General features: G+C 69.8%; 20 protein-coding genes. 10 read left to right on the top strand and 10 right to left on the bottom strand.

Translation table 11 applies throughout. The features are described from left to right. Positions 1-136 precede the first annotated feature (136 nt). The gene (locus tag ACQP2T_RS43595; protein ID WP_433510714.1) at positions 137-691 is read left to right on the top strand and encodes a hypothetical protein; all 555 of its coding nucleotides are present in this window, start codon (positions 137-139) and stop codon (positions 689-691) included. Between the two features lie 243 nt (positions 692-934). Continuing rightward, on the top strand, positions 935-2365 hold the full coding sequence (locus ACQP2T_RS43600; protein ID WP_433510715.1) for a PepSY-associated TM helix domain-containing protein: 1431 nt from the start codon (positions 935-937) through the stop codon (positions 2363-2365). Between the two features lie 51 nt (positions 2366-2416). Here ACQP2T_RS43600 and ACQP2T_RS43605 read toward each other — a convergent pair whose 3' ends face one another. Further along, the gene (locus tag ACQP2T_RS43605; protein WP_433510716.1) at positions 2417-4456 is read right to left on the bottom strand and encodes a M14 family zinc carboxypeptidase; all 2040 of its coding nucleotides are present in this window, start codon (positions 4454-4456) and stop codon (positions 2417-2419) included. 224 nt (positions 4457-4680) lie between these two features. On the opposite strand from ACQP2T_RS43605, the gene ACQP2T_RS43610 reads away from it, so the two are divergent. The 6 genes from ACQP2T_RS43610 to ACQP2T_RS43635 all read left to right on the top strand — a co-directional run bounded on the left by ACQP2T_RS43610 (position 4681) and on the right by ACQP2T_RS43635 (position 11460). Then, positions 4681-5952 (top strand): alpha/beta hydrolase, encoded by a 1272-nt coding sequence (locus tag ACQP2T_RS43610; protein ID WP_433510717.1) that lies wholly within the window; start codon positions 4681-4683, stop codon positions 5950-5952. Positions 5953-6089: 137 nt separating this feature from the next. Further along, positions 6090-7091 (top strand): LacI family DNA-binding transcriptional regulator, encoded by a 1002-nt coding sequence (locus ACQP2T_RS43615; protein ID WP_433510718.1) that lies wholly within the window; start codon positions 6090-6092, stop codon positions 7089-7091. A 26-nt stretch (positions 7092-7117) separates the two neighbouring features. After that, entirely contained in the window at positions 7118-8383 is a 1266-nt protein-coding gene (locus tag ACQP2T_RS43620) for a sugar ABC transporter substrate-binding protein (protein WP_433510719.1), read from the top strand. Then, a complete protein-coding gene (locus ACQP2T_RS43625) occupies positions 8380-9279 on the top strand; it encodes a carbohydrate ABC transporter permease (protein ID WP_433510720.1) in 900 nt (299 codons plus the stop codon). Before ACQP2T_RS43620 ends, ACQP2T_RS43625 begins: the two co-directional genes overlap by 4 nt. Beyond that, complete coding sequence (locus ACQP2T_RS43630) at positions 9279-10085, top strand: carbohydrate ABC transporter permease (protein WP_433510721.1); 807 nt, start codon at positions 9279-9281, stop codon at positions 10083-10085. Before ACQP2T_RS43625 ends, ACQP2T_RS43630 begins: the two co-directional genes overlap by 1 nt. A 10-nt stretch (positions 10086-10095) precedes the next feature. Then, the gene (locus ACQP2T_RS43635) at positions 10096-11460 is read left to right on the top strand and encodes a sulfatase-like hydrolase/transferase (RefSeq protein WP_433510722.1); all 1365 of its coding nucleotides are present in this window, start codon (positions 10096-10098) and stop codon (positions 11458-11460) included. A gap of 45 nt (positions 11461-11505) precedes the next feature. Here the strand turns inward: ACQP2T_RS43635 and ACQP2T_RS43640 are convergent, their stop codons facing one another. The 7 genes from ACQP2T_RS43640 to ACQP2T_RS43670 are packed head-to-tail and all read right to left on the bottom strand — an operon-like array spanning position 11506 to position 19028. After that, positions 11506-12423, bottom strand: a complete 918-nt coding sequence (locus ACQP2T_RS43640) for a formylglycine-generating enzyme family protein (RefSeq protein ID WP_433510723.1) — start codon at positions 12421-12423, stop codon at positions 11506-11508. A gap of 1 nt (position 12424) precedes the next feature. Further along, a complete protein-coding gene (locus tag ACQP2T_RS43645; protein WP_433510724.1) occupies positions 12425-13855 on the bottom strand; it encodes a sulfatase family protein in 1431 nt (476 codons plus the stop codon). Next, entirely contained in the window at positions 13852-15303 is a 1452-nt protein-coding gene (locus tag ACQP2T_RS43650) for a sulfatase-like hydrolase/transferase (protein ID WP_433510725.1), read from the bottom strand. The genes ACQP2T_RS43645 and ACQP2T_RS43650 overlap by 4 nt, the downstream gene beginning before the upstream one ends. 14 nt (positions 15304-15317) lie before the next feature. Continuing rightward, complete coding sequence (locus ACQP2T_RS43655) at positions 15318-16289, bottom strand: aliphatic sulfonate ABC transporter substrate-binding protein (RefSeq protein ID WP_433510726.1); 972 nt, start codon at positions 16287-16289, stop codon at positions 15318-15320. Continuing rightward, on the bottom strand, positions 16286-17071 hold the full coding sequence (locus ACQP2T_RS43660; protein WP_433510727.1) for an ABC transporter ATP-binding protein: 786 nt from the start codon (positions 17069-17071) through the stop codon (positions 16286-16288). The genes ACQP2T_RS43655 and ACQP2T_RS43660 overlap by 4 nt, the downstream gene beginning before the upstream one ends. Next, entirely contained in the window at positions 17068-17856 is a 789-nt protein-coding gene (locus ACQP2T_RS43665; protein ID WP_357952206.1) for an ABC transporter permease, read from the bottom strand. The genes ACQP2T_RS43660 and ACQP2T_RS43665 overlap by 4 nt, the downstream gene beginning before the upstream one ends. After that, entirely contained in the window at positions 17853-19028 is a 1176-nt protein-coding gene (locus ACQP2T_RS43670) for an ROK family transcriptional regulator (RefSeq protein ID WP_433519909.1), read from the bottom strand. The genes ACQP2T_RS43665 and ACQP2T_RS43670 overlap by 4 nt, the downstream gene beginning before the upstream one ends. Before the next feature lie 263 nt (positions 19029-19291). On the opposite strand from ACQP2T_RS43670, the gene ACQP2T_RS43675 reads away from it, so the two are divergent. Beyond that, positions 19292-20476, top strand: coding sequence for a helix-turn-helix domain-containing protein (locus tag ACQP2T_RS43675; protein ID WP_433510728.1), 1185 nt, complete (start codon positions 19292-19294; stop codon positions 20474-20476). A 5-nt stretch (positions 20477-20481) separates the two neighbouring features. Continuing rightward, the gene (locus ACQP2T_RS43680; protein ID WP_433510729.1) at positions 20482-21093 is read left to right on the top strand and encodes a hypothetical protein; all 612 of its coding nucleotides are present in this window, start codon (positions 20482-20484) and stop codon (positions 21091-21093) included. 297 nt (positions 21094-21390) lie between these two features. Here the strand turns inward: ACQP2T_RS43680 and ACQP2T_RS43685 are convergent, their stop codons facing one another. Continuing rightward, positions 21391-21708, bottom strand: coding sequence for a helix-turn-helix transcriptional regulator (locus ACQP2T_RS43685; RefSeq protein ID WP_433510730.1), 318 nt, complete (start codon positions 21706-21708; stop codon positions 21391-21393). Positions 21709-21736: 28 nt separating this feature from the next. Next, entirely contained in the window at positions 21737-22315 is a 579-nt protein-coding gene (locus ACQP2T_RS43690; protein ID WP_433510731.1) for a cupin domain-containing protein, read from the bottom strand. Positions 22316-22345 lie beyond the last annotated feature (30 nt).

Consider the following 22345-nt stretch of genomic DNA (forward strand, 5'->3'; position numbering starts at 1 on the left):
CCCCGACACCCCTACCCGGCGAGCCGAAGTTTCCGCAGGTCAAGCCGGTGGAGCTCATGGGGCCACTCCCCATTACGGCGTGATCGAACCGAGACGTCCGCTGGGCCGTATCTGCACATGTGAGCGGTGATCGCGCGTGAGCGCCGATCAGAACGAGCCCGCCGGACGCGTCGTGCGCGCGGCGGTGTTCGCCGTCGTCTGCGTGTACGCCGCGCTGGGCATGCACGTGCTGGCCGGTGGCACCGGCGCCGGGCTGGGGATCGTCGCCGCCGCCACCGCCGTGACCGGCGCGGGGGCGTACGTCCTCGCGCGTCGGCGCCGGAGCATGGGGACGCTGCTCGTCGCCTCTTTCGCCGCGCAGTACGGCATGCACCACCTCTTCGGCCCCGGCCCCGGCCTTCCGCTGACGGGACACCACCTCGGCGGGCTGTCCGCCGGGGTCGGGATGCTGCTGGCGCACGTGCTGGTCGCCACGGTGTCCGCCTGGTGGCTGGAGCGCGGGGAGACCGCGCTGGCCACGCTGCTGTTCCTGCTGGCCTGCTCGCTGCGCGACCTGTGGCGCCCGCTGACCGACCTGCTCGTGCCGCCCTCGACGCCGCGCCGCGTGGCGCCGGTAGTGGAGGTCACGCCGGGGATGCTTGCCGCCCAGGTGCTGGCCTGGGAGCTGTGCCGCCGGGGGCCGCCTCAGTAGGCGACGCCTGCTGAAGCCGACCATTTACCGGCGCCGCGTGCCGCCGGGACCGACCGCGTGCATCGCCGTCGTACCCCCGGAGCCGCAACGTCCGGTCCGTCATGACCGCACGACGATCACGGCCCTCGCGGCCCGATCGTGCGTCGAAGCCCCGATCGCGCCTTGAAGAGCCGATCGGCCGGTCATGACCGCCCCCGCTGTTCGCGCGCCCTGAGACGGGCGCGTCTCCAGAATGGAGAACCCATGACCTCTGTAGAGGTACGGCCGCCGACCGTCCAGCCCACCCCGGCCCCGTCGTCCCAGCGCTATCGCATCATCTGGCGCTGGCATTTCTACGCCGGGTTGTTCGTCGCCCCCGTTCTGCTCATCCTCGCCATAACCGGGTCGATCTACCTGTTCAAGGAGCCGTTCGAGGAGTGGCACTACGCCGACGTCCGCACGCTCGCCGCGCCCGTGACCGCCGCGAAGCCCCTGTCGGAGCAGATCGCCGCCGCCCGTCAGGCGCGGCCCGGCGCAGCCGTCATGTCGATCATCCCGCCCACTGCCCCGGACCGGACCACCCGGGTCATCCTCCAGGGCGCCGACACCGGCCCCTTCGCTCAGGGCGTCTCGGTCTACGTCGATCCGGCCACGGCCCGCGTGGTGGGGCAGATCGACGACGGCACCACCTTCATGCGCGTCATACGCACCATCCACGGTGAGCTGATGGCGGGCACCATCGGCGACCGGGTCGTCGAGATCGCCGCGTGCTGGGCACTGATCCTCATCGCCACCGGCACGTACCTGTGGTGGAGCGGCCGGCGTACCCACAAGCGGGCCAAGCGGTCGGGGCGCGGCCGGCTGCGCCGCCTGCACACCCTCACCGGAGTCGGCGCCGGGGCGGTGGTCGTCTTCCTCGTCCTGTCCGGCCTGCCCTGGTCGGGCGTGTGGGGCGATGGCCTGCAGCGCATCCAGGACAGTACGGGCTCGACCACCCCCAGCGCGGACTCCTTCCCGAACACCTCGACGCTGTCCGGAGACCTGTCCACCAACCCCGACGCCAAGGTGCCCTGGTCGGCCGAACGACTCCCCGTACCGCAGTCCGAGGGTCACGCCGCGCACGAAACGGCGGGCGGCGTGCTGCAACCGGGTGCGGTGCCCATCGAGCGGGCCCTGGCCGCCGCCCGTCCGGTCCTTCGTGACTGCGCGCCCGCCGAGTGCGACGTCAAGGTCCTGCTCCCCAAGGACGCGAAGGGCGTCTACACCGTCGTGACCGACAACCGCCGTGACCCGGCCGCCGCGCAGACGCTCCACGTCGACCAGTACAGCGGCCGGGTGCTCGTCTCCTACGGCTGGGCCGAGTACGGCATCATGGCCAAAGCCGTCGAACAGGGCATCGCCCTGCACGAGGGCCGCCGCTACGGCACCGTCAACCTGCTCGTCATGCTCGCCGCCTGCCTGTCCCTGATCACGCTCGTGGTCACCGGCACGTGGATGTGGTGGAAGCGCCGCCCGCGCGGGCGGGCCGGAGCGCCCGCCCGCGCCACCAACAGGCGCGACGCGTACGGAGTGATCGCCGTCATGGCGGTGCTCGGCCTGCTGTTCCCGCTGGCGGGGATCACCATGGCGGCCGTGCTGCTGCTCGACTGGCTGGTGCTCCGGCGGATACCGGCGGTGGCGCGGGTGATCGGCTGACGCCCCGGCACGCCCGGCCGCCGCTGCGGCCGGGCGTGCGAGACGTGCTCGTCACGGCTCGCGATAGTCGGCGGCGACCCCGATCAGCGAGATGAGGCCGGAGGCGAACTCCATCGCCTCCGCGTGCCCTTCGCTGAACGGCGGCTGGAATCCCACTCCCTCCCACATCCGTGTCGTGGGGTTCCACAGGTCGCTGCCGACCTCGAAGTCCCACCCGAAGACGCCGTGGTCGTACCAGAGCTCGTCCGCGGAGTTGCCCGCCGCCGAATACAGCACGTCGGTCACCGGCCCGGTCTGCTGGGGCCAGGTGACCGTGCCGCGTTCGGCGGCGATGGCCTGCTCAATGGTGCGGGCCGAACGCAGGAAGTACGCCTCCTGCCGGGGTGTGGGCCGGGGCAGGGTGACGCGGCCGTCGAGTTTGTAGGCGCCGGGCGGCCACATGAAATAGCCGCCGTAGCTGTGGACGTTCATCGCGAACTTGATGTTGCGATACCGCTGCGCGAGCCAGATGACGTTGCGGCTCTCGGGTTCGGAATGCTCGGCGGGACCGGCGTACGTACCGCTCTGGCAGCTGGCCGAGGCGCCGAAGTACCCGTCCGACAGCGAGCCCACGGCGTAGTTGCGGTTGACGTCCACGCCCCAGGTGTTGCGGAGCGCCGGGTCGGACTGCTGCGCGGGGCAGTGGTTGGTCATGTTCTTACGCTGGGAGTTGAAGTCGTAGAAGCTGTAGTTCGCGCCGTCGGGGTTGACCGTGGGCACGATGAAGATGTCGGTGCGCTTCAGCAGCTCGCGCGTCGCCACGTCGCGCGCGTAGTTGCGCAGCAGCCGCTCGGCCGCCTCGATGGTGACCAGCGGCCCCACCCATTCCCTGGCGTGTTCCTGCGCGTAGGCGAGCACTCCAGTGCGCGAGCCGTCCCGGTGCACGCCGACGCGCAGGGCCAGCACCCGCCACGGCGCGCGGGGGACGTCGGCCGGCGCCTTGAGGAAGTCGCTGAGCTGGGTGAGCGGGGCGGGCGCCATGACGCCCTGTCCCGCGTCGGTGCGGTAGGTCGTGGCCTTGACGGCGATGCCCGGCGTCGCGTTGATCGCCGCGACCACCTGGGCCGCGGTGCTGGTGGGCGTGCCGGAGCCGTCGGTGGCCAGGCTGACGGTGATCTGCTTGCCGTTCACCGTCACCAGCAAAGGGCGGTCGGCGGCGCCGGGGGTGACGAGCTCGATGGCCAGGTCGTTGCCGCCCTCGGAGCCGTAGGCGTTCGAGGTGACCACGACGGCGGCCCCGGGCGAGGTGCCGATCAGGGCCTGGGCGTTGCGCCGGTAGCCGTTGGTCGGGTTCGGCAGCGTGATGATGTCGGTGAGCTTGGGGAAACGCCGGTGCAGCGCCTTGACCCGCTCGTTGAGCTGGGCCGGCGGCATGTACTGGCTGACGAAGTCCTTCTCGTAGCCGGGGCCCTGCCGATCGGGCCGCTCCCCGTCGGGCCACTCCTGGACCCGCGCGTCCGCCTTGCCACCGGCCGCCGACGTGACGGTGACCCACTGCGGCCGGCTCTCCGCCGGCACGGGGGTGCTGAGCTGGTGGCCCAGGTACGCGCCCGCGTCGACGTACGGCACCATCGGCGCCTGACCACTGGCACCGCCCTTGCCCGTCCAGCTCACGCTGAGCGTCGCCGTCGCCCCCGCGCTGCTGGACGCCTCGACCGACAGGAAGTACCCGTCACGGCTCTTGAACCACACCGCCCGCTCGATGACCAGCTGATCCGGCACGGCGGCGCCTTTCGGCGTCGCCCGGGAACCGGGCGGCGTGCCGGGCGCCAGGGTCGCGCCGAGCGCGGCGAGCGCCGTCAGCTGGCTCGGCGTGACGACCGCGTCGACCTGGACGCTGCCGTCCGCCTGTGGCCGTACCCGCTCGGTGAGGTCCGCCCCCGAGGCCGTCAGCCGCTCCATCGTGGCCTGGTCCGGCACGGAGAGCGTGACCAGCGAGGCCGGCTCCGGGTCGGACGGCCCGGCGACCGCCGGGACGGATTGCCCCGAGGTCAGGAACGTCGTGAGAAGAACGATCGCCAGAACGACTGCGGACGCCCGTAAGCCACGCATCGGCCCCTCCTGGATCACCGGTATGGAGATCAGTGAAAGCCGACATGACAAAACTGGCAAGACCCACTCGAAAGCCGCAATACGCCAGGCGACCTACCGCAGGAGTTGTACGCGGCCCCGGCCCGCGGCGTGAAGGTTGACCGCTTTCTCCACCCGGCGGTTGACGCGGAAATCGGCACTGCTTTGTAGCTTGATGCCCGGTTTCCCACTTGGAGGAGGAAACGATGCGAGGTTCCCCACGGTGGTTGTCGCGCGCATTGACCGGGCTGCTGCTGATCACCGGAGCGGTCGTGGTCCCGGCCGGGACGGCGCGGGCGCAGACCTGCTCGACGACCCTGCCCCACCCCGACGGCTACGGCATCACCTGCGTGAGCGTGGACCGGCACCTCCAGGACAACGGGTCCGAGCTGCGGGACATCACCATGACCTCCACGGCGATCTTCCAGGCGTCCGGCGGCACTCCGGCGATCGACCCGCTGGCCCGTCCCATCACCGTACGGATCTATCTGCCCAAGGACTACGACCCGGCCAGGAGCACCCGCTACCGCTCGCTCTACCTGCTCAACGGCGGCGGGGACAACTACGACGAGTGGACGACGAAGACCGATCTGGTCTCCCTGGTGGAGCAGGCGCGGGCCTATGACGGCATCGTGGTGATGCCGACCGGGGGGATGACCGGCTGGTACAGCGACTGGGTCGGCCGCACTGACGGATATTTCGCGCCCAAGTGGGAGACGTACCACATCGCCCAGCTCATCCCCTGGATCGACGCCAACTTCAACACCATCGCCAATCGGTCCGGGCGCGGGCTGGCCGGGCTGTCGATGGGCGGCTTCGGCACGCTCAAGTACGCCGCCGCGCACCCCGACGTGTTCTCCGTCATCGGCGCCTTCTCCCCCGGCATCGACCTGCGGGGCATGCCCGCCCAGCGGACGATCTCCGACTCCATGTGGGCGTCCGGCGCGGCGATCATGCCGCTGACGGACTGGGGGGCGTTCCGGGTCAACAAATACGAGGGCGGCATCCTGGTGCTCGACCAGGACAAGCAGCGGCGCTACCGGCTGGAGACCCTGTTCGGGCCGTACACGAGCACCGTCTTCAACGGCAAGACGGTCGACGACTGGCCGTCGGCCAACCCGGCCGAGCTGGTGACCCAAGGCAAGTACGCGCCGTACAGCGGCCGGTTCGGCCTGTACGCGGGCGGCTGCAAGGCGCTGCCGGGCGCTCCCGGCAATCCCGAGCTCGCCGACGGCCACCACCCGGCACCGGACGAGTGCGCCTACAACAGCGCCGCCCATGACGACGCCTTGACGGTCGACGAGAGCATCCTCGGCTCGTACGCGAGCGACTTCGACAAGACGCTGACCAGCCTGGGCGTGAACCACCGCTACTGCTACGGCACCGGCGGCCACGACTGGAACTCCTGGCCGGACGACCTGGTCGACTTCCTCCAGTACGCCTACGGCACGGCCCCGGCCCACTGCCCCAACGCGTAGACCCATCCCCCCAGGGAGTCTCTCTGGGGGTACTAGCGCTCAAAGATGTTAATCGTTTAACATCACACCGTGATGACCAATCAGGCACTACGAGGTCAGAGGTCTGGAGCTCCAGCGCGTTGTGTTAATCGACTAACATGAGACCCACAGCGCGACAGGTGGCCGAGCTGGCGCAGGTGTCGGTGGCGACCGTGTCCTATGTGCTCAGCGGCCGCGACCGTCCCGTCGCCGCCGAGACGAGGCAGCGGGTGCTCGACGCGGCCAGGCAGCTCGGCTACACGCCCGACCAGGCGGCCAGGAGCCTGCGCAAGCGCCGGACCCAGCGGGTCTGCCTGGTTCAGGCGTCACTCGGCGGAAATCCCAGCGACGAGCGGCTGGCCAGGGACCTGCACGAGATGGCCGACGTACACGGTTACTCCGTCATCACGCTCGCCGTCTACTCCGAGGGCCGCGCGCGGGCGGCGGCCGACGTGCTGCGGAGCGGGATCGCCGATGGCGCGCTGGTCAATCAGACCGGTGACCACCTCACCCACGATCTGCTGGCCGAGATCATCGCCGGCGGACTGCCGATGGTCGTGGTCCGCAACGAGAACGTGCCGGCCGGCTGCGACGTCGTACGGACACCGGAGACCGAGGTCAGTGCCGAGGCGGTCGAGCATCTGCTGGCCGAGGGCCGCACCCGCATCGCCTTCATGGCCCACCGCAACGAGCTCTACCGAGACCAACCCACCGGCAGGCTGCTGGGCTACACGACCGCCCTCGACCGGCACGGCGTGGACCGGCGGATCATCGTCTCCGGCGCGGACGACCGCGTGGCCGCCTACCAGTCCGCCACCGAACTCCTGCGCTCCCCCGACCGGCCGGACGCGATCTTCGCGGCTTCCGATCGGGCGGCGATCAGCGTGATCAACGCCGCCAGGGACGCCGGGGTTGACGTGCCCGGCGACCTCGCGGTCATCGGTGTCGGCAACATCGACGAGGGTCTCATCAGCAACCCGCAGCTCAGCACCGTCGGCCCGCTCAGACACGACTACACCGACGTCGTACGCCTGCTCTTCGACCGCCTCCAGGCCGATGGGCCCCTGCCCGCCCGCGAGGTGGTCCGTCCCTGGACGTTCCTGCGGCGGGGCTCTTCCTAAGGGCTCTTCAAGAAGGGAAACCCGAGATGTCCCCCGATCTCTCCCGCCGCGACCTGCTCCGCCTGGCCGGGGCGGCAGCCGCCGTACCGGTCCTGTCGTCCTGCGCCGGAGCCCCGGCCACGCAGGGCGCCGCGCCCGGAACGTTCACCGTCTACTGGAACGCCGGACACGACTACCAGGCCTACCGCAAGGTGATCGCCGAGTTCGAGCAGGCCAACAAGGTCAAGGTCAATCTGCAGAAGTACCAGTGGCCCGACCTGCGCACCCGGCTGCTCGCCGACTTCGCCTCCGGAACCGCCCCGGACGTGGTCGAAGAACCGGGCGGCTGGGTGCAGGAGTTCGCCATCTCCGGCAACGCCCGCCCGCTCCAGGACTACGTCGACCGCGACGGCGGCGCGATGGGCTTCCCCGCCGACTGGCGCCCGGCCACCGTCGAACGCAACTCCTACCAGGGCAAGGTGTACGGGGTTCAGCTCCATCTGACCTGCAACACGCTCTTCTACAACAAGGCCATGCTCCGGGACGCCGGGCTGGAGCCGCCCACCACCTGGGCGGAATTCCTGGCCGCCGCCCAGAAGCTGACCAAGGACGGCGTCTACGGCGTGGCCCTCAACCAGGACCACACCTACATCTGGCCCTGGCTCCTGCAGGCAGGCGTCACCCCATACGACCCCAAGACCGGAAAAGTCATGACCCCGGTGGCGGACGCGGTCGCCGCCCTGCAGTTCCAGGCGGACCTGATCCACAAGCACAAGGTGGCCCCCGTACCGGTGTCGAGCACCGACTACTCGGGCCCGCAGAAACTGTTCTCGGCCAAGCGCGCCGCGATGATCCTCACCGGCCCGTGGGACCTCGGCCCGATCAAGAAGACCAGCCCCGACCTGGAGCTGGGCGTGGCACCGCCGTTGAAGGACAAGCGACAGGTCACCCAGGCGGCGGGCGTCAGCATGTTCGTCCCGGCCAAGGCGGCCAGGCCCGACCTGTCGTGGGACTTCATCAAGCGCGTCACCACCCTCCAGACCGAACAGGCCGCCACCAAGGAGGTCGGCATGCTGATGCCCCGCACCTCCTGGGCCGACCTGCCCGAGGTGCAGGCGGACCCGGTCATCAAGGTGTTCGCCGACGCGCTCGGCTCCGCCGTCGACCCAGGGCAGCAGGTACGCCTCACCGGCCAGTCCGGCAAGTACGAGGAGCAGCTCAAGGTCATGTACCAGGAGGTGCTCATCCAGAACCAACCCGCCGAGTCGGCGCTGCGGAAGTTCAGCGAGGCGGCCGAGGGCTTCCTGCGATGACCCGCCTGAAGAGCCGGCGCAGACCCCGCGGCGAGACCCTCTCGGGCCGGTACGCCAGGACCGCCTACCTGTTCCTGACCCCGGCGATCCTGTTCTTCGCGGCCTTCTTCTACCTGCCGATCGGCAACGTGGTCGCCACCAGCCTGCGTACCGGCCCGCAGGCCGACCAGTTCGCCGGACTCGCCAACTACGGCCAGGCCCTGACCGACCCGGCCGTGCGCCACTCGTTCCTGGTCACAATCGTCTTCGCGGTGGCCGTGGTGATCGGCTCGATCGTCCTCGGGTTGATCCTGGCGATGGCGCTCGACCAGCCGCTCAAGGGGCGGGTGGCCTTCCGCGTGCTGCTGCTCGTGCCGTACCTCACCTCGGTGGCGATCGTCGGCCTGCTCTGGCGCAACATCCTGGATCCCGAACTCGGCGTACTGAACCGGTTGCTGGCCGCCCTGGGACTGCCCGAGCAGCAGTGGCTCAACACCGCGCCGCTGCTCACGATCGCCGCGATCACGCTCTGGCAGAGCGTCGGCTACACGATGGTGCTGTTCCTGGCCGGGTTGCAGGGCATACCCGAGACCTTCCACGAGGCGGCGAAGATCGACGGCGCCGACGCCTGGCTCCGGTTCTGGCGGATCACGTTGCCGCTGCTCGCTCCCACCACGCTGTTCGTCTCGGTGATGGCGGTCATCTCCGGGCTGCAGGCGTTCGGTCAGGCGTACATCATCACCAACGGCGGGCCAGGCGACGCCACTGACCTGTCGGTCTTCCACATCTTCAACGTCGCCTTCCGTACCAGGGACTTCGGCTACTCCTCGGCGCAGTCGGTGCTGCTCCTGGTCGTGATCGTGGCGTTCACGCTGGTCCAGCTCCGGGCCGGACGGCGCGGGGAGGTCCAATACTGATGCGGCGCGCTCTCCTCTACACCCTGCTCGGGCTCGCCTCGCTGGTGACGGTCGTGCCGCTGCTCTACATGCTGTCACTGTCGCTGCAGACCGAGGCGGAGACGCTGTCGGCGCACGCGGTGCTCTGGCCGGACTCACCCCAGTGGGGCAACTACGCCGAACTGTTCGCCCGCGCGCCCTTCGGGAACTTCATCGTCAACAGCCTCGTCGTGGCGGGCGCCATCACGCTGGCGCACCTGCTGTTCGACCCGCTCGTCGGCTACGTGTTCGCCAAGTTCCGCTTCCCGCTGCGCAACACGCTGTTCGTGGCGCTGCTGGCCACGCTGATGGTGCCGTTCTTCGTGCGGATGATCCCGCTGTACGTGCTGATGGCCAACCTCGGCTGGCTCAACACCTATCAGGGGCTGGTCACACCGTTCCTCATGGACGCGTTCGGCATCTTCCTCATGCGGCAGTTCATCCAGCCCATCCCGGACGACCTGATCAGCGCCGCCCGCATCGACGGCGCCTCCGAACTGGGCATCTACCGGCGCATCATCCTGCCGCAGACCAGGCCGGCGCTGGCCGTGCTCGGGCTGTTCACCTTCATCTTCCAGTGGAACGAGTTCCTGTGGCCGCTGGTCGCCACCACGACCCCCGAGATGCGCACCATCCCGGTCGGGCTCACCCTGTTCAATCAGGAGTACTTCACGCTGTGGCACCTCACGGCCGCGGGCTCGGTGATCCTGTTCGTCCCCACCGCCGTCCTGTTCATCTTCACCCAGCGCTACTTCGTGCGCGGCATCGCCCTGACCGGCCTTCGATAGGAGCTCCTTCTTGCGCCCGAACGTGATCGTCGTCTTCACCGACCAGCAGCGGTGGGACACCGTAGGACCCTTCACCCCGAACCTCGACCGGATGGCCCGGCACGGCACGCAGGCCACGGTCGCGCTGACCCCGCAACCGGTGTGCGCGCCCGCCCGCGCGGCCCTGCAGACGGGCCGCTATCCGACCACGACCGGGGTCTACCGCAACGGCCGCGCCCTGCCCGCCGAGGAGCGCACGCTGGCGCACCACTTCGGCGCGGCCGGATACGCCACCGGCTACATCGGCAAGTGGCACCTGGCCGCCACCGAACCGGTGCCCGAGGAGCTGCGCGGCGGCTACGGGTCGTGGCTGGCGGCCAACGCGCTGGAGCACACCTCCGACGCCTACCGCACGATCGTGTACGACGAGGCGAACGACCCCGTCTTCCTGCCCGGTTACCGATCCGACGCCCTGGTCGACGCGGCCGTCCGGTTCGTCGCCGACCACCACGACGAGCCCTTCTTCCTCTTCCTGTCCTTCCTGGAGCCGCACCACCAGAACGAGGTGGACAACTACCCGGCCCCCGACGGCTACGAGGAGCGCTACCAGGGCCGCTGGACGCCGCCGGACCTGACCGCGCTGGGCGGCACGGCCGCCCGGCACCTGGGCGGCTACCTGGGCCAGGTCAAGCGCCTGGACGAGGGGCTGGGCCGGCTGCTCGACGCGCTGCGGAGCATGGACCTGCTGGACGACACGATCGTCGCCTACACCTCCGACCACGGCAACCACTTCAAGACCCGCAACGGCGAGTACAAACGGTCCTGCCACGACGCGTCGCTGCGGGTGCCGCTGGCCGTGCGCGGGCCGGGGTTCGACGGGGGCGGCGCGATCTCCCGGCCGGTCAGCGTCATCGACCTGCCACCCACGCTGCTGGACGCGGCCGGGCTGCCCGTACCGGAGAACATGCAGGGCCGCTCGTTCCTGCCGCTGCTCAGCGACGCCCGCGCTCCCTGGCCGGACGAGGTGTTCTTCCAGGTGAGCGAATCGGAGGTGGGGCGCGGCATCCGTACCTCGCGCTGGAAGTACTACGCCGTCGCCGAGGACGCCGACCCGGTGGCCAGCCCCGCCTCCGCCCACTACCGCGAGCAGGCCCTGTACGACCTCGACAGCGACCCGCACGAGCTGGTCAACCTGGCGGGGCACCGGTCCCATCTGGAGGTGGCGGCCGGGCTGCGCGCGCGGCTGCTGCGGCGGATCGTGGCGGCGGGCGAGGCCGAGCCGGTCATCGAACCGGCCGTCGAGGTCGAGGCCCGGGACCAGGCGCTGACCGACCCGGCCGTCCGGCTGCGCGGCCCTGAACCGGTCAGGTTCGGCCACCAACCGGCGGCCTCATAGCGCCACGGTCGGCTTTCCGGCGGCCTCATAGCTTTCCGGCGGGCCTCACAGTGCCACGGTGCGGAAGCCGGCGTTGGCCATCGAGGAGTCGGGCGTGTTCGAGGACCGCGCCGCGTTCCGGTAGCGGTTGCAGTAGGAGTCGTGGCACAGGAAGGAGCCGCCGCGCAGCACCCGCGTCGTGCCACGGAGCGGGCCGCGCGGATCGGCCGACGGCGAGTAGGCGTAGTAGTCGGGGGCGTACCAGTCCGAACACCACTCCCACACGTTGCCGACCGTCTGCCAGAGCCCGTACGCGTTCGGCTCGAACGTACGGACCGGAGCCGTGGTCAGGTAGCCGTCGGCCAGCGTGTTCCGAGTGGGGAAGACTCCCTGCCAGATGTTCACCCGCCACTCGTCCTCGGGCAGGTCGTCGCCCCACGGGTAGCGGACGCCGTCGAGGCCGCCACGGGAGGCGTACTCCCATTCGGCCTCGGTCGGCAGCCGCCGGCCCGCCCACGAGCAGTAGGCGAGCGCGTCGTTCCAGCTCACGTGGACCACGGGGTGGTCGGCCTCCGCTGACGACAGGGCGCCGCCGGGGTGCCGCCAGTCGGCACCGTGGACGCCGACCCACCAGGGGGTGCCCGGGACGGGGTTCATCACGTCTTCCGGGCGGGCGCGCAGGGCCAGGTGGAAGACGGCGGAGAAGCCGTACTCCTCGGCCTCGGTCCGGTAGCCGGTCGCCTCGGCGAAGGCGGCGAAGTCGGCCGTCGTCACGCAGGTCGCGTCGATCGAGAACGGTGCCAGGACCACCGGGTGGACGGGCGTCTCGCCGTCGCCCCGGTTGCCGTCGCCGGTGGCGTCGCCCATCTGGAACTCGCCGCCGGGCAGGTCCACCTGCTCGATCGCGTGTGTGCCCTGTGCCGCGAACCGGGTCGGCTCCAAGGGTGCGGCCGGGGTCGCGGGTGTGCAGCAGCTACCCGACATGTCACACCCCGCCGGGGTGCAGCTGGCCGGGGATCGGCTGGCTGGGGTGCGGCTCGTCGCCGAGTGCCGCCTGCGCCTGCCACATGCGGGCCTTCATCTCCTCGCGGACCGCGAGATAGTCCGGCTCGAAGTAGACGTTGCGCAGCTCAGCGGGGTCGGCCTCCAGGTCGTAGAGCTCCCACTCCCCGCTGTAGGTGAACGGGCCCGTGCCGGGCAGTCCCATGCCGTCGTTGTAGAAGTAGATGATCTTGTAGCGGTCCGTCCGGTACCCATAATGCGCCGGCGCCTTGTGGAAGACGTCATCGTGCTCCCAGTAGCGGTAGTACATCCCCTCGGCGGGAGCAGGGCCGGGCTCGCCGGTCAGGTCTGCCAGGAAGCTGCGCCCCTGCATACGGGGATGGTGCGCCACCCCGGCCACGTCCAACACGGTCTGCGCGAAATCCACGTTCGTCACGATACCGGGGTGTACCTGACCAGCCGGTACGCGCCTCGGATAGCTCAGGACGAGCGGCATCCGCAGCGACTCCTCGTACATGAAGCGCTTGTCGAACCAGCCGTGATCGCCCAGGAAGAAGCCCTGGTCGGAGCAGTACATCAACAGCGTGTCATCGAAGTCGCCACGGGCCCGGAGCCAGTCGACCACCCGGCCGACGTTGTCGTCGACCGAGGCGACGACGGCCAGGTAGTCCTCCATGTAGCGCTGGTACTTCCACAGCGCCAGCTCCTCGTAGGACAGCCCCTCGGGCGGATCCTGCTTGAGGTCCTCGGCGTTCAGGTGCTCGGCGATCCGCATCGCCGCCCGCCGCGCCGAGGACGAGCGCGTCGCGTGGTCGTCGGTGAACGTCGCCGGCACCGGGATGGGCTCGGCGTACATCCCGGCGTGCTTCTCGTCGGGCTCCCACGGGCGGTGCGGCGCCTTGTGGTAGATCAGCAGGCACCACGGATCGTCACCGTCGAGCCCGTCGGCCCACGACAACGCCAGATCGGTGATGAGATCGGTGGCGTAGCCGGGGACGGTCCGCAGTCCCTCCGTCGAGAGGAACCGCGGATCGAAGTACTCCCCTTGCTCGATCAGCACGTCCCAGTAGTCGAACCCCTGCGGATCATGACCGAGCCCGTCCCCCATGTGCCACTTGCCGACGATGGCGGTCCGGTACCCGGCCTCCCGCAGCAGGCTCACGAACGTCGGCTGGGCGGCGTCGATGGGCGTCACAAGCGTCGAGACGCCGTTGACGTGTGAGTACGTGCCGGTCAGGATGCTGGCCCGGCTCGGCGAGCAGAGCGCGTTGGTCGCGAAGCAGTTGTCGAACCGGGCTCCGGACGCCGCGATCTCGTCGATGCGCGGCGTCCGGTTGACCACCGACCCGTACGCGCCGACGGCGTGCGAGGCGTGATCGTCGGTGAGGATCATGACGATGTTGGGCCGTCTCACCGGTAGGTCGCCTCGTCCAGCCCGCTCATCGTCGGGTCGTAGGAGACGTCGCCGACGTCGTACATCGACGTCATCCAGTGGTAGAAGTTGTCACCCCGATCCCGCAGCACCTGGTACAGCCGCCGCATCAGCCGGCCGCGCACCGCCTCCATCTCGGGATGCGCGTAGACGTTGAGCAGCTCGTCCGGGTCGGTGAACAGGTCGTACAGCTCGTTCGTCGAGTCCGGGTTGACGACCAGCTTGTAGCGGTCGGTCCGGATCATCCGCTGCGGGTACGGGAAGTGGTGCCCGTGGAACTCGCAGACGATGTCCTGCTCCCACGCCACCTCGTCGGCGGAGGCGAGCGGCACGAGGCTGCGCGAGTCGACGGCGGGAGCGGGGTCGATCCCGGCCAGGTCGAGGATGGTCGCCGTGCAGTCCAGCAGGCTGACGAACTCCGACCGGACGACTCCGGGCTCCTGCCCCGGGACGCGGAGCAGGCCGGGCGTGCGGTAGATGTCCTCGTACATCGCCGGGCCCTTGTCGTGCAGCCGGTGCGCGCCGGTGAACTCGCCGTGGTCGCAGGTGAAGAACACGGCCGTGTCGTCGACCAGCCCGAGGCGCCGCATGGCGTCCATGACCCGGCCGATCTGGGCGTCGATGAGCGCGACGTACCCCCAGTAGACGGCGATGAGCTTGCGCGTCACCTCCAGCGGCATGGTGTCGAACGTCCAGTGCGCGCTGTAGTTGGCCTGCACCGCGGGCTTGCCGGCGAAGGTCTCGGCGATCGACTTGGGCAGCTCGACCAGCTCGGGGTCGAACATGTCGAAGTACTCGTCCGGCACGATGTACGGCAGGTGCGGCCCGAAGAAGTTGAGCTGCAGGAAGAAGGGCCGCTGGTCGGCCGCGTACCGCTCCAGCATCTCGATCGTCCGCGTCGCCAGGTAGTGCTCGAACGTCGCCTCGACCGGCTGACGCAGCCGCGCGGCGAGCAGGTTGCCCGGCCCGCCGTTGGGCAGCGTCCCCCGGATGTGGTCGTGGATCTCGTACGGCGGCAGCCCGTTCTCGGCCAGGTAGTCCAGATAGTCAGGATGGTCCACGGGGTTGTGCCACCCCGGCAGGTCCGGCCCGTCGAAGCCGAAGTCGGCCGCCCGCCGGTGGTGCCCGACGTGCCACTTGCCGATGAGCCCGCAGTTGTACCCGGCCTCCCGCAGCGCTTCGGAGAAGGAGTACTGCCCGTCGGGCAGGTCCTCCATGTAGCCGACGTTGCGCTCGTGGTTGGCCAGCAGCTTGTGCCGGAACGGCGCCTGCCCGGTGAGCAGGCTCGCCCGCGCGGGCGTGCAGATCGCGGTCGGGGTGTACCAGCGGTCGAACCGGGTTCCGGTCCTGGCCAGCTCGTCGAGCACGGGGGTGGCGGCCAGGCGGTTGCCGTACGCGCCGAGGGTGTCGACCCGGTGCTGGTCGGTCATCAGGAACAGGATGTTCACTTGGCGGCGCCCGTGAACAGGTCGGCCGTGTAGTAGGTCTTGGGGGCGACGGCGCCGGTGAGCTTGCCCGCGCCGACGAAGTAGTCGTTCATGCCGGTCAGCCACTTGTCGATCGTGCCGTCCTTGGTGTAGCCGTCCAGCTCGGACAGCGACAGCACCTTGGAGTTGGCCGCGTCGGCCTTCACCTGCTCGGCCGGCTGGTTGAGCATCTTGGCGGTCGCGGTGATGGTCTCGTCGAGGTGCTCGCTGCGGTACTGGATCGCGTCGCGGAGCACGGCGATGACCTTCTGGGCCTTGTCCTTGTCCTTGGCGACGACGTCGTTGCCGGCGACGAACGCGGTCGGGAAGGACACCGTGTCGGCGAAGTCCTCGTTCTTGGCCAGCTCGACCAGGTCCGGAACGGACTTCTTGATGGTGGCGATGGCCGGATACCAGAAGCCGGCCGCGTCGATCTGCTTGGAGGTGAACGCCGAGACGATCGTCGCCGCGTCCATCGGGACGATCTTGACGTCGGTCTTCGCCAGCCCGGCCTTCTTCAGGGCGAGCGTGAGGATCATGTCGCCGGAGGTGCCCTCCGGCACGCCGATCGTCTTGCCCTTCAGGTCGGCCATCGAGGCCGTACCGGCCTGCGCGATGACGCGGTCGGCGTTGCCGAGCGTGTTCATCGCGACGACCTTGGCCTTGCCGGTGGCCGGCAGCCACATGGCGCCCGGCCCGATGTAGCCGAAGTCGAGGTCGCCGGTGCCCAGCGCCTGGATCTGCAGCGGGCCGTTGGTGAAGACGCTGGTCTTCGCGTCGACGCCGTGCTTCTTCCACAGGCCCTGCTGGTCGGCGACGGCGAGCAGGCTGGCGCCGTTGAAGTCGCCGATGTAGCCGAAGTTGACCTGGGTTCCGGCGTCGCCCGACGAGCAGGCGGCCGTGCCGAGCGCCAGCATGAGGGCGGCAGCGGCGATGGTTGTCTTTCTCATTGCGCGGGCTCCTTGACTTGCCGCTGGTGGTACACCGAATGCCAGACGCGGTTGCGCAGGTTCCCGAACTCGGGGCTCAGGCGCATGTCCTCGTCGCGTGGGTAGGGGAGGTCGACGTCGATGACGTCGGCGATGCGGCCGGGCCGCGCGGCCATGACGATCACCCGGTTGGCGAGGAACACCGCCTCGTCGACGTCATGGGTGATGAACATGACCGTCCGCCGCTCCTGGCTCCACGTCTCCAGGAGTTGCTCCTGCAGCCGCACCCGGGTCAGCGCGTCCAGCGCGCCGAAGGGCTCGTCCATGAGCAGGATCGACGGGTTCACCGCGTACGCGCGGGCGATGGCGCAGCGCTGCTTCATGCCGCCGGACAGCGTCTTGGGCAGCGCGTCCGCGAACCGTTCCAAGCCGACCAGGCCGATGAAGTGCTCGGCCCGCCGTCGCCGCTCGTCCTTGGGCACCTTGGCGGTGCGCAGACCGAACTCGACGTTCTCGCGGACGGTCAGCCACGGGAACAGCGCGTACTGCTGGAAGATCACGCCGCGCTCGGGACCGGGGCCGGAGACCGGCTTGCCGTCGACGAGCGCGGTGCCGCCGGTGGGCTGCTCCAGCCCGGCGAGGATGTTGAGCAGCGTGCTCTTACCGCAGCCGGAGGGCCCGACGACGGTCACGAACTCGTTGTCGGCGATGTCGAGCGAGACGCCGCCGAGGGCGACGAAGTCCTCCTTGCCTACGGGGTAGACCTTCTCGATGTCGCGTACGGAGATCTTGGGGGTGGTCATCGGCTCTCCTGCCAGGCCGTGAGCTTGTTGCCGGCCAGCATGAGCAGCCGGTCCATGATCAGGCCGAGGATCCCGATCGTGATGATGCCGACGAAGATCGTCGGCAGGTCGTAGTAGAGCTGCGCGTTCTGCATCCGGTGCCCGAGCCCCGCCTGCGCGGCCAGCAGCTCGGCGGCCACCAGCGTGCCCCAGGCCGAGCCGAGCCCGACCCGCATCCCGACGAGGATGAACGGCGTCGAGGCCGGCACCACGACCCGCGCGAAGATCGTCCCGTCCCCCGCGCCGAGGACCCGCGCGGCGTTGACGAGGGTCCGGTCCACGTTCACCACGCCCTGGTAGGTCGAGATGACGCAGGCCAGGAACGCCGCCAGGAAGATGACGAAGATCTTCGGGCTCTCGCCGATGCCCATCAGGACCAGCACCAGCGGCAGCATCGCCAGCGGTGGAACGGTCCTGAAGAACTGGATCCACGGCTCGAACAGGCCGCGCGCGATCGTGTACCAGCCCATGAGGAAGCCGATCAGGACCGCCGCGACCGAGCCGAGAGCGAACCCGGCCAGCACCCGCCCGAGCGAGGCGCCGACGTCGGTGACGAGCGTGCCGTCCAGGAGCATCCGCCAGGCGGCCGCGACGACCTCCCCCGGGGTCGGGAACTGCAGCCCGGCCAGGGACAGCCCCCACCAGATCGCCAGCCCGGCCACCACCGAGCCGATGTTGAGCATCAGCAGGGTACGGCTCTTGCGGGGGCGGACCTTCGTGGCCGCCGCCGCTTCCGTAGTGATCACGGCCACCTTTGGCCTCCGTCCGTTGTGACGTTCGCTTCGTATCCGGCCAGCAGCGGGGACTCGTGGAACAGGGCCGCGATGGCCCCGAGCGCGCCGCCGTCGTCTGCCAGCAGGGCGGCGCGGATCACCGGCGCCGCGTCGGTCAGCCACGACAGTTCGTACGTGACCGTGGCCGCGACCTGCTGCACCAGCGTGGGCGCGATCGTGACGATCTCGCCGGCCAGCACGATCTCGCTGGGGTTGAGCGTCATCGCGGCGGTGCCGAGCACCCGGCCGACCGCCGCGCCGGCCGCGCGCAGCACCTGGTCGACGACCGGGTGCGCGATCTCCACGGCGGCCCGCAGGTCGTCGAGCGTCCGCATCGGCAGGCCCAGCTCACGGCAGCGCCCGAGGATCGCCGGGACCGACGCGACGGTCTCCACACAGCCGCGCTTGCCGCACCGGCACTGCGCGCCGCCGGGCACGACGGTCACATGGCCGAGCTCTCCAGCGTAGCCCTTGGAGCCTCGTACGAGCTGGCCGCCCACCACGAGCCCGCCGCCGACGCCGTCGGACAGGCGCAGGTAGATGAGGTCGCGCACGGAGTCCGACTGGGCGTGCAGCGCCTCGGCCAGCCCCGCGAAGCGCACGTTGTTGTCGACGATCACGGCGGTGTGGAAGCGCTTGGCGAACAGCTCCGCCACCCCGTCGGCACGCGAGCGGTCACCCCAGCCCGGCACGCCGATCCCGATGGCCTGGAGTGCGCCGTAGTGGACACCGGTGTCGGCGCTGATCCGGTCGATCAGCGCCAGCCCGGCCTCGACCCGCTCAGGCCACTGCGCCGACTCCTCGTAGCGCGAGGTGCCGGACGCGATGATGTCGTGCGCCGCGTCGGCCACCAGGACGTTCACCCGCCGGTGGCCGAAGTCGACGCCCATGTACTGTCCCGAGCCCGGATCCAGCGCGAGCCGCTCGGCCGGCCGGCCGCTGCCGACGCGCTCGACGGCGTCGGTGTCGACGACCTGGATCGCGCCGCGCCCGATCAGGTCACTGGTGATCTCGGAAACCGTGGTGCGCGACAGGCCGACCCGCGTCGCGATCTCGCTGCGGCTCTGCGCGCCGTGCTGGCGTAGCAGGCGCAGCACTCGTTCCTCGTGGGACCGGCGGACGAGTGCGTGCGCTCCAGGGGGCATTGACACGCTGGAAACTTATGGTTCGTCCATTTTTTCCGTCAACCTTCCGGCAGAAAGAATCCGGAAATCTGTCGTGAGGCCGACGAAAACACCTGACCAGCCTTTTCCTCGCTCCGGCGACGGCTCAGAGGACGCGGCGGGCGGCGAGCCCTACGCCCAGGTGGGCGCGCATGCCGAGCAGCCAGGCCGCGCTGACATACACGGAGAAGGTGGAGCCACCCTTGAATCAAGATAGTATTCTTGATTCAAGAAGGGAGGCGGCCATGGATATCCGCGCCATCGGCGAGCGTGTCCGCGCCGAACGGGAGCGGGCCGGACTCAACCAGCGGGACCTGGCCGGGCCGGCCGGGCTGTCGCAGCCCACCCTGGCCCGGATCGAGCTGGGCACCCGCACCCGGCTGACCGTCGCCGAGCTTGACCGCATCGCCACTGCCCTCGGCATTCCCCTGGCTGATCTCACGCGCGGCAACCCGGTTCGCGAGCGCATCCGCATCGCCGCACGCATCAGCCAAGCCGAGCCGGAGGCAACCGCGGCGGCGGTAAGGCAGGCCGTCGACATCCTGGTCCTCGACGACCGGCTGGACCAGTTGGCCGCACCGCACCGCACCCCCGTCACAGCAGCACCAGGACTGCCGGATCCCGGCCTTCCACCAGATGTGCAGGGGCAGGGGCTTGCTCGCACGGTCCGCCACCTCCTCGACCTCGGCGGTGCTCCGCTGGCCGACCCGGGAGAGCTGGCAGAACGGCTGACCGGTGCCGACACCGCAGTGCTCGACTTCCCCGCTGGAATCGACGGGTTCACCATCACCGATCCCGTCCGCGGCGTCGTCCTCATCACCGTCGGCTCCCGGGCCGTCGCCGAACGGCAACGCTTCACCTTCGCCCACGAACTCGGCCATCTACTCTTCGGGGACGGCACTCACAGCGATGCGGTCAGCGCCTGCCGTACCCCCGCCGAAATCCGTTGCGACGCCTTCGCCCGGCATCTGCTGGCTCCGCAGGACGGGATCCGCGCCTGGCTCGGTCCCGCCCACGGCCCGCTCGACGAACGGGCCTGCGCCCTGCTCGCCCGCCACTTCGGCGTCAGCCTCATGGTGATTCTCATCCAGCTGCAACACCTGGGCCTGCTGACCGCAACCCAGGTGGACGCGCTGCGAGGCCCGACCGGGGCACAGCTCGCGCGCCGCTACGGGTGGAGCCGGCAGTACGAACGCGAGCAGGAAACCGCCCGCACCCGGCGTCCACCCCGCCGGGTCCTCGAACGCGCCACCATCGCCTACCGTGCGGACCGGCTCGGCATCCGGGCCTTGGCCGGACTCGAAGGCCGCGACCCTGATGACCTTGAAATCGGCCTCGCCGACGCCGGCATCAGCCCATGCCCCGCCAACATTCGCCACGCCGATCTCGGACGGCTCCTCACCCGTGCCCGCACGAGCGAGGAAGCCTAACCCACGTGTCCGATCCCGACGACGACATATGCATCCTCGACGCGGTGATCTGCGTCCACTTCACCGGCGCCAACCTGCACCCGATCCTGATCGACGTGCTCACTCGGGCCGGGCTTGTCCTCCTGGTCCCCCAAGAGGTCTGCCGTGAGATCGCCGGAAAGGACGGGAAATACCCAGGCCTGCGACAACGCTGGGCCAGGCTGGAAGCAAGCGATCGCATCCGCGTACTCCCCGAACTCGAATTGACAACCGCGCCACCTCGTGTCGTCGAGGTGATCGAGGAGATCCGCGGGCTCGAACTCGAACAGGCCATCCGCGCCCGCCGCGATCTGGGCGAGGTCGTCGTGGTCGCTCACAGCGTCCACCTCGCCGAGCAGGGCCATGAGGTCATCGCTGCCATCGACGACCAGGAAGGACAGCGACTCGCCGCGCGCTGGCGTATCCCCGTCCTCAGCATCGAAGACGTCCTCAGCCTCGCCATCCAGCTCGGCCACTTCCCCGCACTCACCGACCTCCGCCAGGCATACACACGACTCCGCCAGTACGGCGACGGGCTCTTGCCCCTGGAAAAGACCGGCCTACTCGATATTCATCAGCAATGGCTCCAGACCTCCTGATCGCCGATGTGATCGAGCGTGCAATCGGCCTGCCCGGCGTCGATCATCCGCCACAGCACACGCTCTCGTCGGGAAGACCTCGGGATAGGTGCGCATCTCGCCGTGCTGCTGGTCTCCGGCGCGAACTGGGAGGGCACCGGTGTGCAGCCGGACGTCCCTTGCGCTGTCGCAAAATCCCTCGACCAGGCACACGCACTGGCCCTCGCCCGACTGGCAGGTTGACGCAGTCCCCGGAACACAGCCCGCCGACAACCCGAGAGGCCGGGCAGCCCCTGGGTGGCGCGGACATCCTGATCGTCACCGAGCCCCTTCACGGACAGGAAGATCGGGCGAGGCGGACGTACGGTACCGGCCCGGCGCCACGCCGAAGGTTCGGGAGAACGCGCGGGAGAAGGCGAACTCCGAGGTGTAGCCGACCTCCCTGGCGATGGCGGCCAGCGGCTCCCCGCCCTCCCGCAGCCGGCGTGCGGCCAGTTCCATGCGCCGCCGTCGCAGGTAGCCCAGCGGCGGTTCACCCATCACACGGGCGAACCGCCGCATGAGCGATACTCGCGACAGCCCCGACAGGCGGGCCAGGTCCTCCAGTGTCCATGACCGGGCGAGATCCTCGTGCATGGCGTGGACCGCTGCGGCGACCGCGAGGTCACTCCACGGTTTGATCCGAGGGGGCCGCGCTGCCAGAGGGCAGCCAGAGCCGCACGGCCTGGACCCACAGGATGTCGGCGAGCCGGTCGACGATGGTGCGCGAGCCCGGTAGGTCTTGGGCGGTCTCGGTCATCAGCAGCCGCAAGGTGTCCGACAGGCCCGCCAGCCGCCGAGCGGGGACGTACAGCATGGCGGGAAGCAGAGCCCGCACCGGGGCCGGCAGGGCGCTGCTCGGCGGATATCCCGCGCAGAGCGACCGCATGCGTGGGCCCGCACCTGGGATGTCGATCTGTGGTGTGCCGGCACGACTTCGTGACCGGCCGCCGAGCAGGTCCGTGTCGAGGACGAGAGGGCCCCGCGGATGGCTGGACAGGGCATGCCCGGCTCCGTCCGGCAGGAGCACGAAGTCACCGCTCGCCAGCCGCAGCGGCTGCTCTCCCGGTACGCGCAGCCAGCAGTCACCCTGCGTCACCAGGTGAAAGCCCATGGAAGAAACCGGCGCCCGCTGAACGCCCCAGGGAGCGGCGGCGGTCAGTGTGACCGTTCGCACCTCGCCCGCCCGCGTTGGCGACAACATGTCGATCACGTTCATACGTGAGCGTATCAA

The sequence above is a fragment of the Nonomuraea sp. CA-143628 genome, assembly GCF_050942315.1.
GTDB lineage: Bacteria > Actinomycetota > Actinomycetes > Streptosporangiales > Streptosporangiaceae > Nonomuraea.

Bases quoted from the DNA above. Each gene is read 5' to 3' on its own strand.
- ACQP2T_RS43600 (WP_433510715.1), top strand. From the start codon at position 935: ATGACCTCTGTAGAGGTACGGCCGCCGACCGTCCAGCCCACCCCGGCC.
- ACQP2T_RS43605 (WP_433510716.1), bottom strand. From the start codon at position 4,456: ATGCGTGGCTTACGGGCGTCCGCAGTCGTTCTGGCGATCGTTCTTCTC.
- ACQP2T_RS43610 (WP_433510717.1), top strand. From the start codon at position 4,681: ATGCGAGGTTCCCCACGGTGGTTGTCGCGCGCATTGACCGGGCTGCTG.
- ACQP2T_RS43615 (WP_433510718.1), top strand. From the start codon at position 6,090: ATGAGACCCACAGCGCGACAGGTGGCCGAGCTGGCGCAGGTGTCGGTG.
- ACQP2T_RS43620 (WP_433510719.1), top strand. From the start codon at position 7,118: ATGTCCCCCGATCTCTCCCGCCGCGACCTGCTCCGCCTGGCCGGGGCG.
- ACQP2T_RS43625 (WP_433510720.1), top strand. From the start codon at position 8,380: ATGACCCGCCTGAAGAGCCGGCGCAGACCCCGCGGCGAGACCCTCTCG.
- ACQP2T_RS43630 (WP_433510721.1), top strand. From the start codon at position 9,279: ATGCGGCGCGCTCTCCTCTACACCCTGCTCGGGCTCGCCTCGCTGGTG.
- ACQP2T_RS43640 (WP_433510723.1), bottom strand. From the start codon at position 12,423: ATGTCGGGTAGCTGCTGCACACCCGCGACCCCGGCCGCACCCTTGGAG.
- ACQP2T_RS43650 (WP_433510725.1), bottom strand. From the start codon at position 15,303: ATGACCGACCAGCACCGGGTCGACACCCTCGGCGCGTACGGCAACCGC.
- ACQP2T_RS43655 (WP_433510726.1), bottom strand. From the start codon at position 16,289: ATGAGAAAGACAACCATCGCCGCTGCCGCCCTCATGCTGGCGCTCGGC.
- ACQP2T_RS43660 (WP_433510727.1), bottom strand. From the start codon at position 17,071: ATGACCACCCCCAAGATCTCCGTACGCGACATCGAGAAGGTCTACCCC.
- ACQP2T_RS43670 (WP_433519909.1), bottom strand. From the start codon at position 19,028: ATGCCCCCTGGAGCGCACGCACTCGTCCGCCGGTCCCACGAGGAACGA.
- ACQP2T_RS43675 (WP_433510728.1), top strand. From the start codon at position 19,292: ATGGATATCCGCGCCATCGGCGAGCGTGTCCGCGCCGAACGGGAGCGG.
- ACQP2T_RS43685 (WP_433510730.1), bottom strand. From the start codon at position 21,708: ATGCACGAGGATCTCGCCCGGTCATGGACACTGGAGGACCTGGCCCGC.
- ACQP2T_RS43690 (WP_433510731.1), bottom strand. From the start codon at position 22,315: ATGTTGTCGCCAACGCGGGCGGGCGAGGTGCGAACGGTCACACTGACC.